Annotated in this window: 12 protein-coding genes; 6 read left to right on the top strand and 6 right to left on the bottom strand. The window is 60.4% G+C overall.

The genetic code is table 11. The annotated features are described in order from the left end of the window. The first annotated feature begins 68 nt into the window (after positions 1-68). From metF to IB246_RS07125, 3 genes are all read left to right on the top strand, one after another. Positions 69-914 (top strand): methylenetetrahydrofolate reductase [NAD(P)H], encoded by an 846-nt coding sequence (gene metF / locus IB246_RS07135; protein WP_008045026.1) that lies wholly within the window; start codon positions 69-71, stop codon positions 912-914. 196 nt (positions 915-1,110) lie between these two features. After that, the gene (locus tag IB246_RS07130) at positions 1,111-1,926 is read left to right on the top strand and encodes a substrate-binding periplasmic protein (protein ID WP_008045028.1); all 816 of its coding nucleotides are present in this window, start codon (positions 1,111-1,113) and stop codon (positions 1,924-1,926) included. Between the two features lie 222 nt (positions 1,927-2,148). Continuing rightward, positions 2,149-4,023: a DEAD/DEAH box helicase gene (locus tag IB246_RS07125; protein WP_008045030.1), complete on the top strand. Its 1,875-nt coding sequence runs from the start codon at positions 2,149-2,151 to the stop codon at positions 4,021-4,023. Positions 4,024-4,261: 238 nt separating this feature from the next. On the opposite strand, the gene IB246_RS07120 is transcribed toward IB246_RS07125, so the two are convergent. The 3 genes from IB246_RS07120 to IB246_RS07110 form a co-directional block, all read right to left on the bottom strand. Next, positions 4,262-4,858, bottom strand: a complete 597-nt coding sequence (locus IB246_RS07120) for a YceI family protein (protein WP_008033318.1) — start codon at positions 4,856-4,858, stop codon at positions 4,262-4,264. A 32-nt stretch (positions 4,859-4,890) separates the two neighbouring features. After that, positions 4,891-5,442: a cytochrome b gene (locus IB246_RS07115; protein ID WP_008033319.1), complete on the bottom strand. Its 552-nt coding sequence runs from the start codon at positions 5,440-5,442 to the stop codon at positions 4,891-4,893. A 252-nt stretch (positions 5,443-5,694) separates the two neighbouring features. Then, the gene (locus IB246_RS07110) at positions 5,695-7,461 is read right to left on the bottom strand and encodes a flavin monoamine oxidase family protein (RefSeq protein WP_008045037.1); all 1,767 of its coding nucleotides are present in this window, start codon (positions 7,459-7,461) and stop codon (positions 5,695-5,697) included. Positions 7,462-7,684: 223 nt separating this feature from the next. On the opposite strand from IB246_RS07110, the gene IB246_RS07105 reads away from it, so the two are divergent. Together IB246_RS07105 and IB246_RS07100 are read left to right on the top strand one after the other, a co-directional pair. Beyond that, the gene (locus IB246_RS07105) at positions 7,685-9,091 is read left to right on the top strand and encodes an adenosylmethionine--8-amino-7-oxononanoate transaminase (protein WP_008045039.1); all 1,407 of its coding nucleotides are present in this window, start codon (positions 7,685-7,687) and stop codon (positions 9,089-9,091) included. 140 nt (positions 9,092-9,231) lie between these two features. Then, complete coding sequence (locus IB246_RS07100; RefSeq protein ID WP_008045041.1) at positions 9,232-9,951, top strand: 16S rRNA (uracil(1498)-N(3))-methyltransferase; 720 nt, start codon at positions 9,232-9,234, stop codon at positions 9,949-9,951. 97 nt (positions 9,952-10,048) lie between these two features. Here the strand turns inward: IB246_RS07100 and trhA are convergent, their stop codons facing one another. Next, the gene (trhA, locus tag IB246_RS07095; RefSeq protein ID WP_008033324.1) at positions 10,049-10,666 is read right to left on the bottom strand and encodes a PAQR family membrane homeostasis protein TrhA; all 618 of its coding nucleotides are present in this window, start codon (positions 10,664-10,666) and stop codon (positions 10,049-10,051) included. Between the two features lie 233 nt (positions 10,667-10,899). Here trhA and IB246_RS07090 point away from each other — a divergent pair, with 233 nt between their 5' ends. Next, entirely contained in the window at positions 10,900-11,814 is a 915-nt protein-coding gene (locus IB246_RS07090; RefSeq protein WP_008045045.1) for a LysR substrate-binding domain-containing protein, read from the top strand. Positions 11,815-11,926: 112 nt separating this feature from the next. Here IB246_RS07090 and madM read toward each other — a convergent pair whose 3' ends face one another. Next, positions 11,927-12,691: a malonate transporter subunit MadM gene (gene madM / locus IB246_RS07085; RefSeq protein WP_008026230.1), complete on the bottom strand. Its 765-nt coding sequence runs from the start codon at positions 12,689-12,691 to the stop codon at positions 11,927-11,929. Position 12,692: 1 nt separating this feature from the next. Next, positions 12,693-13,109 (bottom strand): malonate transporter subunit MadL, encoded by a 417-nt coding sequence (gene madL / locus IB246_RS07080; protein ID WP_008045046.1) that lies wholly within the window; start codon positions 13,107-13,109, stop codon positions 12,693-12,695. Positions 13,110-13,147: the final 38 nt, after the last annotated feature.

The following is a 13,147-nucleotide window of genomic DNA, read 5'->3' as shown; positions in this document are numbered from 1 at the left end:
GCGAGCAAGCTTCGCTCCTACAGTAAACGTGGCGACTGCAAGGCTTACGCGTTTCCAAGGATATGACCATGTCCCAAGACCGTCGCTACAGCTTCGAGTTCTTCCCTACGAAGACCGACGCTGGGCATGAAAAGCTGCTCGCCACTGCTCGTCAGCTGGCCACGTACAACCCCGATTTCTTCTCCTGTACCTATGGCGCTGGCGGTTCGACCCGTGATCGAACCCTCAATACCGTGTTGCAGCTCGAAAGCGAAGTCAAAGTCCCTGCCGCACCGCATCTGTCCTGCGTAGGCGACAGCAAGGACGACTTGCGCGGCCTGCTGGCGCAATACAAGGCCGCCGGCATCAAGCGTATCGTTGCCCTGCGCGGTGACCTGCCTTCGGGCATGGGCATGGCCAGCGGCGAAATGCGCCACGCCAACGACCTGGTCCAATTCATTCGTGAAGAGACCGGCGATCATTTCCACATCGAAGTCGCCGCCTACCCGGAAATGCATCCGCAAGCGCGCAACTTCGAAGACGATCTGACCAACTTCGTACGCAAAGCCAACGCTGGCGCCGACAGCGCGATCACCCAGTACTTCTTCAACGCCGACAGCTATTTCTACTTCGTCGAGCGTGTACGGGCGATGGGCGTGAACATCCCGATCGTGCCGGGCATCATGCCGATCACCAACTACAGCAAGCTGGCGCGTTTCTCCGATGCCTGCGGTGCGGAAATCCCGCGCTGGATCCGCAAGCAACTGGAAGCCTACGGCGACGACACCCAGAGCATTCAAGGCTTTGGTGAACAAGTCATCACCGAAATGTGCGAACGCCTGCTGCAAGGTGGTGCGCCAGGGCTGCACTTCTACACACTGAACCAGGCTGAAGCGAGTCTGGCGGTGTGGAACAACCTGAAGTTGCCGCGCTGATAAACGTTTAAAGCAAGATCAAAAGATCGCAGCCTTCGGCCACTCCTACATTCGGGCATGTTTAATCCCTGTAGGAGCGGTCGAAGGCTGCGATTTTTTGCTTTCTACGTACTTTTATTGTGATGCAACACACGGAGATAGAGCATCTGCAGTCGGTTTCTGGCTCTTTCCCGTTTCTCGTCGTAATCTCAAGCCCATGCCTTTGATCCCACAGTTAATTGCCGTGCTGGTTTTCACTTGCCTGAGCTTCGCCGCTCGGGGCGAGAAGCTACGCATTGTCACTGAACCGTGGGCGCCTTATGTCTACGAGGAAAATGGCAAATCACTGGGCCTGGACTACGAAACCACGGCCATCGTCTTCAAGCGCCTGGGGATCGAAGTCGAGTGGCAGTTCCTGCCGTGGAAACGCTGCCTGTCGATGCTTGAAACCGGCCAGGCCGATGGCGCGCTGGACATTTTTCACAGCGACGAGCGCGAGGCGACCCTGCTCTACCCCAGCGAACCGCTCTCGGAAGTCCAGTTCGTGCTGTTCTATGCCAACGAACGCCCGCATCCGTTTAGCACCCTCGACGATCTGAAAGGCCTGACGATAGGCACCTCGCCGGGCTATCTGTACAGCCCGGACTTCCGTGAATCGACGCTGTTCACGCGCGAACCGGCGCCCACCCATGAAGCCAACTTCGGCAAACTGGTGCGCGGCAGGATCGACCTGCTGATCACCGACCGCCGGGTGGGCCAGCATTTGCTCGACGAGTTGAATATCCGCGACCAGATCAGCGAAAACCCGACCGTCATCAGCCAGCAGAGCCAGTTTCTGGCGGTGCGCCGCAACGCGGGCATGGATTTGCTGGTGCAGCGTTTCGGCGCCGAGCTCAAACGATTCAAGCGTGAACCCGCGTACGCCGAACTCAGCGCCCGTTATGGCGCCGGTCCGGCTACCAGCACGAAAACTGCCGGGGCCACCGCTGCCCGCGAAAAAACCGTTGAGCAGCAGGAAAGCGGCGCGCAGTGATTGCTCTGTTATACTCCGGCCTTCCCGCCAGGCTCACGCCCGGACGCTCGGACTTGTTCAAGGCATCTCGACCCCGCTACAGCGCAGCTTTTCAGCCCGCGCGAGCGCTCCAGACGAGCCTTCGAGGCCCAGCAGGACCGGACGGGATTGCGTCCTCTTAAACGCCATTCGCGCCAGGCAAGACTCCCATTGGGCCAAGCCCTAACTAAAACAGGATTACTCATGTCCTTTGCTTCCCTCGGTCTCTCCGAGGCTTTAGTCCGCGCCATCGAGGCAGCGGGCTATACCGAGCCTACTCCGGTGCAACAGCGGGCCATTCCCGCCGTGTTGCAAGGTCGCGACCTGATGGTTGCGGCTCAGACAGGTACTGGCAAAACCGGTGGCTTCGCCCTTCCGATCCTGGAGCGGTTGTTCCCTAACGGTCACCCGGACAAATCCCAGCGTCACGGCCCGCGCCAACCGCGCGTACTGGTCCTGACCCCTACCCGCGAACTCGCGGCTCAAGTACACGAGAGCTTCAAGGTCTATGCCCGTGACCTGAAGTTCGTCAGCGCCTGCATCTTCGGCGGCGTCGGCATGAACCCACAGGTTCAGGCCATGTCCCGTGGCGTTGACGTGCTGGTGGCCTGCCCTGGCCGCCTGCTCGACCTCGCCGGCCAAGGCAGCGTCGATTTGTCACACGTGGAAATCCTCGTGCTGGACGAAGCCGACCGTATGCTCGACATGGGCTTTGTCCATGACGTGAAGAAGGTCCTGGCCCGCCTCCCGGCCAAGCGTCAGAACCTGCTGTTCTCGGCGACGTTCTCCAAGGACATCACCGACCTCGCCGGCAAGCTGCTGCACAACCCGGAACGCATCGAAGTGACGCCGCCGAACACCACGGTCGAGCGTATCGAGCAACGGGTTTTCCGCCTGCCAGCCAACCACAAGCGTTCGCTGCTGGCGCACCTGATTACCGCGGGCGCCTGGGAACAGGTGCTGGTGTTCACCCGCACCAAGCACGGCGCCAACCGCCTGGCCGAATACCTGGATAAACATGGCCTCAGCGCCGTTGCCATCCACGGTAACAAGAGCCAGAACGCGCGCACCAAAGCCCTGGCCGACTTCAAGGCCGGCGAAGTGCGCATCCTGGTCGCTACTGACATCGCCGCGCGCGGCCTCGACATCGACCAGTTGCCACACGTGGTCAACTTCGAACTGCCGAACGTCGACGAAGATTACGTGCACCGTATCGGCCGTACTGGCCGTGCCGGTCGTTCGGGCGAGGCGATCTCGCTGGTGGCTCCGGACGAAGAAAAACTGCTGAAAAGCATCGAACGCATGACCAAGCAGAAAATCGCCGACGGCGACCTGATGGGCTTCGATTCCAGCGCCGTGGAAGCCGAGAAACCGGAAGTGCGCGAGCGTCCGGACGTACGTAACCCGCGCAACCCACGTGGCCCGCGCGGCGACGGTCCGAACGGCAGCGGCGGTGGCGGCGGTCGTAAAGACAAGGGCAAGGACAAGGGCGGCAAGGAAAAACCGGCGGCCAGCGGCCGTGGCGAGCGCCCGGCACGTGAGCAGAAGCCACGCGAAGGCACGCCTGCCCGCGAGCAACAGCGCCCGGCGCCACGCGCTGCCGCTGATCGCGCTCCGGACGAGTTCCTGGACGACGATATCGATAACTTCGGTAACCGCGTCGACTACGTGCCTCAAGCCAAACCGGCCCAGGGCCGTGGCCGCCGTCCGGGTGCTCCGGCACAAGGCACGGCCGCTGGCGCAGGTGCTCCACGCACCGGCGGCAAGCCTCAGGGTCGCCAAAGCGGTCCACGCAGCAGCGACGGCGCCACCACTGGCACGCCGCCAGCCAAGCGCAGCGGTCCACGCAACGGTGCGCCACGTGACGGTCAGGCCCGTCGCGAAGAAGGCCGCAACCGTCGCCCGGCACGTGACGAGCAGTCACGTTCGGAACCAGCCGTGCAAAACCCGCGTGGCCCGGCTCCGAAGATCATTCACAAGGAGTCGAAAACCGATCGTTTCCCGACACCTGAACAGCTTGATCAATTGCCAGGCCGCCCGCGCGGTGAAAAACCAGCGTTGCTGACTCGCAACCGCTGAGTTTTACCCAGCCATGAAAAATGCCCCTGATCTCACGATCCGGGGCATTTTTTTCTGCTCTTCGTAGGAGCGAGGCTTGCCCGCGAAGGGGTCAACCGGATTTCTGTGGTGAGGCCGCTGGCGCTTTCGCGGGCAAGCCTCGCTCCTACAGGATTCGTGGTGCGACGCAGATTACGCTTGGCAATAAAAAACGCCCCCGATCGTGAGATCGGGGGCGTTTTTGTGTCAGGCGCGAAAATTACTTCGCTTTGACGCCTTCAAACGTTACGTACAACTCAACCGCGTCGGACGCTGGGCCCAGGTCTTTCTGCTTGCCGAAATCGGAACGCTTGAGGTTGGTGGTGCCTTCGAAGCCGGCACGGTAGCCGCCCCATGGATCCTTGCCTTCACCCAGGAAGGTCGCCTTGACCACGACTGGCTTGGTCACGCCAGCGATGGTCAGATCACCCGCCACGTCCGCAGTGTCTTTGCCAGCGGCGTTTTTGCCGGTGGATTTGACGCTGGTGGAAACGAAGGTGGCTTTAGCGAATTTGCTCGCGTTCAGGAAATCACCGCTGGCGATGTGCTTGTCGCGTTCGGCGTTGTTGGTGAAGACGCTGGCGGTGTTCACATTGAACTCGATCTTGGCGTCTTCAGGCTTGGCAGCGTCGAAGCTGAACTTGCCATCGATATCCTTGAAGGTACCGGTGATGAAGCTGTAGCCCAGGTGGCTGATCTTGAAGTCAACGAAGGCGTGCTGGCCTTCCTTGTCGACGACATAATCAGCGGCCATTACGTTACCGGCGGACAGCAGAGCGGAACCGATTGCCAAAGCGGCGAGGGTCTTTTTCAACATGCTTTCTATTCCTTTGGAGTCGAGGTTGAACTTCAGGCTTTGCGACCCAGCATTCGAGTAAGGGTCGCATCACGATCGATAAAGTGGTGCTTCAATGCTGCCAACGCATGGAGACCGGAAAAAATTACCAGCACCCATGCCAGATACAGATGAATCTCACCGGCGGTGTCTGCCTGGTCCGGTAGTCCGGAAACCAGTGCAGGAACTTCGAACAGGCCAAACACCGGAATCCCGACACCATCTGCGGTGGAAATCAGGTAACCGGCAATCATCACAGCAAACAGACCCAGGTACAGGAACGAATGGCCAAACTTCGCGCCCATGCGCGTCAGCCGGCCATAGCTTTCCAGCGTTGGCGGTGGTGGGCTGATAAAGCGCCACAGCACCCGAAGCACCATCACGGCCAGCAACACCAGGCCAATGCTCTTGTGCAGCTCCGGCGCATCTTTGCGCCAGGTGCTGTAGTAGTCGAGATCGACCATCCACAGGCCCAGTGCAAACAGACCGAAGACCGCCAGCGCCACGCCCCAGTGCATGAAGATGCTGACCCAACCGTAGCGGGAAGAAGAGTTACGTAGCTGCATGCCCAAATCCTGTGAGAATTGCGACCAAGACTATCGAGTTATCTATCGAATTAAAGCGGAAAATTTCGCTTTGAAATATCGAGAAATACGATCAAGAGTCTGAAATCGGTGAGTTAAGGAAAGATTAACGACCAATGTGTGAAAAAAAATGACGCCCAGATCAAGAACACCAATGCCATGAGATTTATTCAATTCTTTTCTTCGGGCATAAAAAAACGCGGCATTTACGCCGCGTTTCTTTAATCCAGACGCTTACTGCGCTTTGGTATCAGCTACCGGGGTCGCAGCAGGTTTGGCTGCAGGTTTCTTCGCCGCTTCAGCTTTCTTTGCCGCCGGTTTGACCGGAGCTTTTTTGGTTTCGGCAGCAGGCTTTTTCGCCGGCGCCTTGGCCGCAGCCTTCTTGGCCGGCTCGGCTTTCACCGGGGCGGCAGGTTTCGGCGCTTCCACTGGCGCAGGGGCCGGGGCTGCTACTGGAGCCGGTGCCGGGGCTGGCGGTGTGACGGGCTCTGGCGCTTTCACGGGTTCCGGCTTCTTGTCGTCGTCCGAAGAACCACCGAACAGGTTGCTGAAGAAGTTGCCTTTCTTCGCCGCCACTGCGCCGGCTGCTGCAGCAGTCGCTGCCGGGACAACCTTCGCCGGTTCAAACGACTTGCCGGCCGCCAGGTCTTCAACCTGACCGGCTGCACGCTGACCGGTGCGCAACGCGCCTTCCAGAGTGCCCGGGTACAAGGTGTCGGTGTGTTCGCCAGCAAACGCTACGCGTTGCAGCGGACGTTCCCACAGGCGCCAGAACTTGCTGATCTGGCCCGGACCGAAGGCCAGGTAAGCGCCGCCCATCGAAGGGTCGGTGCTGTAGCGACGGATTTCATAACCGGTGAACGAACCGCGCGCCTGTGGATAAAACGTGTGCAAGCGAATCAGCACCTGATCGGCCATCTGCTTGTCGCCGAAGGCCTGCATCACTCGTGCGTTGTCGCCGGACAGGTTGATCACCACGTTGGCACCACCCTTCAGCGCCGGCTCGACCCACAACATGCCCAGGCCGGTGTTGCTGTAGATCTCGCCGGACATGCGCGCCTTGCTTTCCCAGACCGGCGTCTTGAACTTCAGCATGATCTGGTCGCGCCAACCGTAGTTGGTGCCTTTGATCGCGCCCATGTGCTGGGCATCCAGTGCCGGGGTCATCACGATTTTGTTGAGGGCGCGCAACGGCACCGCGACCACGACGTAGTCAGCCTGATAGCCGACGCTGCCGACCTTGACGGTCACGCCGTCCTTGTCCTGGGTGATGGACGAGACCGGGGAACTGGTCTTGATGGTTTTCAGCTGTTTGACGAAGGCTTGTGCCAGCACCGGGCTGCCGCCCAGCAGGCGCGAAGCGCGCAGGTCACGGTCGGACACGCCACGGTAAACCCGGCTCTGTTGTGCGTAGTACAGCAACGACAGGCGCGAAGGTTCGTCATAACGGGTACGGATTTGCTGATTGATCAATTGGCGAGCCGTGGCTGGCAACGTCAAACGGTCGAGCCAGTTGGAGACGTTGATCTGATCCAGGGCATGCAGCGCGCTGGTCGCGGCAGGGTTCAGCGGGTCTTCGATCGAGCGCGCCAGGTCGTCCAGGGTCTTCTCGTAACGCTTGAGCGCATCAGCGGTGGCCGGCTCTTTGGTGGCCAGGTCAGCGGCGGTGTAATACACGCCGTCGATCAGGTAGCTCGGCGTGCGCACGAATTCAGGGGCCGGCGTGGTGCTCAGCTTGAAGGTCGATACGTACTTGTTCAACACCGGCTGAGTCTTGTCGTTGCCGATCCATTCGCTGGTGGCCATGCCGGAACGACCACCCAGGGTCGGCTTGGCTTCCAGCAGGGTCACCTGCCAGCCTTTGTTCTGCAGTTCGTAGGCCGCCGTCAGGCCCGAGAGCCCGCCGCCGATCACGATCGCCGTTTTATCCTTGGCCAGCGCAGACACGCTGAACAGCCCCAACATCACCAGCGCACAGGCGCGCAGCCAACCAGCAGACATTCAGCGAACTCCGGAAATACACGTAGAAAAAAGCGGTTTTGCGAGTCAGACGACTCAAAGAACCGCGAAGAATACGTTAGCCATCAAAGGGCCGCCAGCGACGTCTATCGCCCTATACAAAGTAGCTCATTCGACACAATGGGTTGTCCCGATGCCACGCATTGCATAGGCTTGCGCGATTGTATGTCCGCGCCTGTCGCGGACCGCCTCGAGGAGACTGGAAATGGGCCTGAATAATCAGTGGATGCAACGCGATCTCGCCGTGTTGTGGCATCCCTGCACCCAGATGAAAGACCACGAACAGCTGCCGCTGATCCCGATCAAGCGCGGTGAAGGCGTGTGGCTGGAAGACTTCGAAGGCAAACGCTACCTCGACGCCGTCAGCTCCTGGTGGGTCAACGTGTTCGGCCACGCCAACCCGCGCATCAACCAGCGCATCAAGGATCAGGTCGATCAGCTGGAACACGTGATCCTCGCCGGTTTCAGCCATCAGCCGGTGATCGAGTTGTCCGAGCGTCTGGTGAAGATGACGCCGGAAGGCCTGACCCGATGCTTCTACGCCGATAACGGTTCGTCCTGCATCGAAGTCGCGCTGAAAATGAGCTTTCACTACTGGCTGAACCGCGGCCAGCCGAACAAGAAGCGCTTCGTCACCCTGACCAACAGCTACCACGGCGAAACCATGGCGGCGATGTCGGTGGGCGATGTGCCGCTGTTCACCGAAACCTACAAGGCGTTGCTGCTGGACACCATCAAGGTGCCGAGCCCCGATTGTTACCTGCGCCCTGAAGGCATGGGCTGGGAAGAACACTCGCGGAACATGTTCGCCGCGATGGAACAGACCCTGGCCGAAAACCACGACACCGTCGCGGCGGTGATCGTCGAGCCGCTGATCCAGGGCGCCGGCGGCATGCGCATGTATCACCCGGTTTACCTGAAACTGCTGCGCGAAGCCTGCGACCGTTATGGCGTGCACCTGATCCACGACGAAATCGCCGTCGGCTTCGGCCGCACCGGAACGATGTTCGCCTGCGAACAGGCCGGCATCCGCCCGGATTTCCTCTGCCTGTCCAAGGCCCTGACCGGCGGTTACCTGCCGCTGGCGGCGTGCGTGACGACGGAAGATGTCTACAGCGCGTTCTACGACGACTACCCGACCTTGCGCGCGTTCCTGCATTCGCACAGCTACACCGGCAATCCGCTGGCGTGCGCGGCGGCGTTGGCGACGCTGGATATCTTCGAAGAAGATAACGTGATCGAGAACAACAAGGCGCTGGCCCAGCGCATGGCCTCCTCCACCGCGCACCTGGCCGATCATCCGAACGTCTCGGAAGTGCGTCAGACCGGCATGGTGCTGGCCATCGAGATGGTCAAGGACAAGGCGACCAAGGAAGCTTATCCGTGGCAGGAACGTCGTGGCTTGAAGGTGTTCCAGCACGCGCTGGAACGCGGTGCTTTACTTCGACCGCTGGGCAGCGTGGTGTATTTCCTGCCGCCGTACGTGATCACCCCGGAGCAGATCGACTTTCTGGCGGAAGTGGCCAGTGAAGGGATCGACATTGCGACACGCAACAGTGTGAGCGTGTCGGTGCCGCAGGATTTCCACCCCGGTTTCCGCGATCCGGGTTGATTGATCACACACAGCGATCAATGTGGGAGCGAGCCTGCTCGCGATGCTGACGCCGAGGTCTTTCTGATCATCCTCGGTGATGCTATCGCGAGCAGGCTCGCTCCCACAAAGACGACCAACACCTTTTTCAGAGAACCCGCATGAGACTGTCCCGCTTTTTCATCGACGCCCCCCTGAGCACTGGCGAGCACGAGTTGCCCGAGGCACAGGCCCATTACATCAGCCGCGTGCTGCGCATGGCCGAGGGTGATGCGTTGCAACTGTTCGACGGTTCGGGTCATGAGTTTCGCGCGAAGCTGGTCGAGGTCGGCAAGAAGCGCGTCGTGGTACAGATCGACGAAAGCTTCGCCGGGCAAATCGAATCGCCGCTGCAGATCCATCTCGGCCAGGGCCTGTCCCGTGGCGAGCGGATGGACTGGGCGATTCAGAAAGCCACCGAACTGGGCGTGACCGAAATCACCCCGATCTTCAGCGACCGCTGTGAAGTCCGCTTGAAGGACGAGCGCGCCGACAAACGCCTGATGCACTGGCGCCAGGTGGCGATCAGCGCGTGCGAGCAATGCGGGCGTTCACGGGTGCCGGTGATTCACCCGCCGGTGTTGTTGGCCGACTGGTTGAAGCAGACCGAGGCGGAGTTGAAGTTGGTGCTGCATCCGGTGGCTGAGCCGTTGGTGAGTCATGCCAAACCGGCGACGCTGGCGTTTCTGATCGGGCCTGAGGGTGGGTTGTCCGATGCTGAGGTTGATCAGGCCAAGGCTGCGGGGTTCCACGCTGCGCGCCTCGGGCCTCGGGTGTTGCGCACCGAGACCGCGCCGGTGGTGGCGCTTGCGGTGGCCCAACAGCTTTGGGGCGACTTCTAGGGCTCCATCGCCTGTAGGAGCGAGGCTTGCCCGCGAAGAACGATAACGCGGTTCGCCAGGTAGACCGCGGCGACTGCTTCGCGGGCAAGCCTCGCTCCTACAAGACGTAAAACATAATCGCCACAAAGTGCAGCAAACTCCCCGCGATCACGAACAAATGCCAGATCCCGTGCGCATGCCGCAGCCGATGATCCAGTGCAAAAAAGATAATCCCCACGGTGTACAAAATCCCGCCCGAGGCCAGCCAGGCAAACCCGGCCGTGCCCAGCGCCGCCAATAGCGGCTTGACCGCCACCAGCACGATCCAGCCCATCACCGCGTAAATCACGATCGACAGGATCCGCGCTTCCGAACGCGGCTTGATCTCCTGAAGGATGCCGATCAACGCCAGCCCCCAGACAATCCCGAACAACGTCCAGCCCCACGGCCCGCGCAGGGTCACCAGGCAAAACGGTGTGTAGCTGCCGGCGATCAACAGGTAGATCGAAAAGTGATCGACCTTCTGCATGATCGCTTTCTTGCGCCCGCGCACGCTGTGGTAAACGGTCGATGCGCTGTAGAGCACCATCAAGGTGAAACCGTAAATCGCCACGCTGACGATCTTCCAAGGGCTGCCGTCCATGCCGGCGATCACCAGCATCCACACCACCCCGACCGTCGCCGCCACCGCCCCGACCAGATGCGTCCAGGCGTTCAATCTTTCCCCGTGGTACATGTGTTGCTCACCTCACAATCCAATGCAGCGTTGCGCAAGGCTCAGGCCTCAAGCGTAAAAGCGCAACTCTTCAGTACACCCTCGCACCCTGTAGGAGCCGGCTTGCCGGCGATTGGCCCTCAAGCGTTACGATAATTTCAAGGCCGCCATCGCCAGCAAGCTGGCTCCTACAAAGGTCTGCGTGAGGCCAGAGAATTAGGCACAATCGAGCCATTCGAATAAGAGTCACGCCCATGCTGATCGATGAAGAGTTGACCCTGAAAAAACTCGAGGTGTTCCTCGCCTTCATGCGCACCGGCAATCTGGCTCGCGCCGCTGCCGAATTGCAGACCAGCAACGTCAGTGTGCACCGGGCGATCCACTCCCTGGAAAGCGCCCTGCGCTGCCCGCTGTTCAAGCACGAAGGCCGTAACCTGACGCCGCTGGAAAGCGCCTACGTACTGGAAGAACGGGCACAGAAGCTGATTCAGGACGTGGTCGAAACCGTGCGCCTGACCCGCGAAGCCGCAGGCTTCTCGGCTGAGCGCTTCAAGCTGGGTTCGTTGTATTCGCTGACAGTGAAGACCGTTCCGCAACTGATCATGGGCCTGAAAATCCGCCGCAGCGAACTCAACATCGACCTGATCCTCGGCTCGAATTTCGACCTGTTGTACAAGCTCAAGAACATGGAAGTCGACGCGATCCTGGTGTCTTTGGACGAGAGCGTGAATGACCCGGATTGCGAGCAGATCCCGCTGTTTTCCGATGATATTTTCCTGGCCACCCCGGCGGATTCGAAGTTTGCCCAGCGCGCGGAAGTCGATCTGGCCGAAGTCCGCGACGAGACGTTCATTACCCTGACCCAAGGCTTCGCCACGCACCAGGATGGCAATCGGGTGTTCAAGCAGGCGGGGTTCGAGCCGAAGGTGGCGATGCAGGTCAACGACATCTTCACCCTGCTGAGCATGGTCAGTTCGGGGGTGGGTTATGCGTTGCTGCCAGGAAGGATTGCAGCGGTGTATGAGAACCGGGTGAAACTGATTCCGTTGCAGGAAAAGTATCGGTTGCAGCAGCACATCGGCGTGGTGTTTTTGAAGGCCAAGGAGCGCGATCCGAATTTGCTGGCGCTGCTGGCGGAGTGTCGGATGTATGCCAATCGCCAGGCTTAAGACCACGTCGCACCCTTCGCGGGCAAGCCTCGCTCCTACAGGGATATGCAGTCTCTGTAGGAGCGAGGCTTGCCCGCGAAGACGTCAGAACAATCAGCGATAAATCATCGGACTAACCAACAATCCCGCGAACAATGAAATACAGCAGCGATGGCCCAAGCAAACACCCAAGCCCGGTGTGGAACGTCGCCGTCAATGCGCCATAAGGCACCAACCGCCGATCCGTCGCCGCCAATCCGGCGGTCACACCGCTGACCGTACCGGCCAACCCGCCAAACACCATCGCCGAGCGCGGGTTATCCAACCCCATCCAGCGCGCCGCCATCGGCGTGCCGACCATCACCAGAATCGCCTTGATCAACCCGGTGGCAATCGACAATGCGACCACATCGGAACTCGCGCCAATCGCCGCGCCAGTCACCGGCCCGACGATGTACGTCACCGCGCCCGCACCGATGGTGGTCATGCTGATTGCATCGCGATAACCGAACACCCAGGCAATGCTCGCCCCGACAATGAACGGCAACACCGTGCCCAGCAACAACGCGATCACGCCGATCATCCCGGCCTTTTTCGCTTCGGTGGCCTGCACTTCGAACGCCGTGGCGACGATGGCAAAGTCGCGCAGCATCGCCCCGCCCATCAAACCGATACCCGAGAACAGTGTCAGGTCCGCCAGGCCTTTTTGCCCGCCGGTCATGGTGCCGCCGACCCACGCCAGGACCAGGCCGATGACAATGGCAATCGCCGAGCCATGAATCCGTCCGAACGTCAGGCGCTTGGACAACACCACCGACACCCACATGATCACGCCAACGAACGCGAACGCCGTGACCAGACCGTTAGTTGCCAAGCCCTTCTCGATGACTTCCAACATATCAGCGGCCTCCTACTGGCGTGCCAACGGGCGTGAGTTCCGCAGGCTCATCAGGCAACGGTTCGCCTTTGTGGGTCCGGCTGATCAGGGCAATGGTGCAGCCGCAGAGCACCACCGAACCGATGGCCGCGAGCACCGCCACCGGGCCGCCGTGCAAGGCGGTCACGACGTTCTGTTGCGCCGCCATCGCCACCACCACCGGAATGTACATGGCGCCCCAGAAGCCGACGCCCATCTCGCAATCCTTGGTCATGCCGCCGCGCTTGTGCATCCACAACCGTGCGCAGATCAGCAGGATCATCGCGATCCCGACCCCGCCCACATTGGATTTGACGCCCAGCAATACGCCCAGCGCATCGCCCAGAATCACCCCTGCCAGCGTACAGATCGCCAACAGCGCCACACCGTAAATAATCATTGTTGTAGTCCTCAAAGTGCATCGTCGAATGTTGTTTT

It is taken from the genome of Pseudomonas sp. PDM01, assembly GCF_014852325.1.
GTDB lineage: Bacteria > Pseudomonadota > Gammaproteobacteria > Pseudomonadales > Pseudomonadaceae > Aquipseudomonas > Aquipseudomonas migulae.
This window is presented reverse-complemented; position numbering and strand designations above follow the sequence as displayed.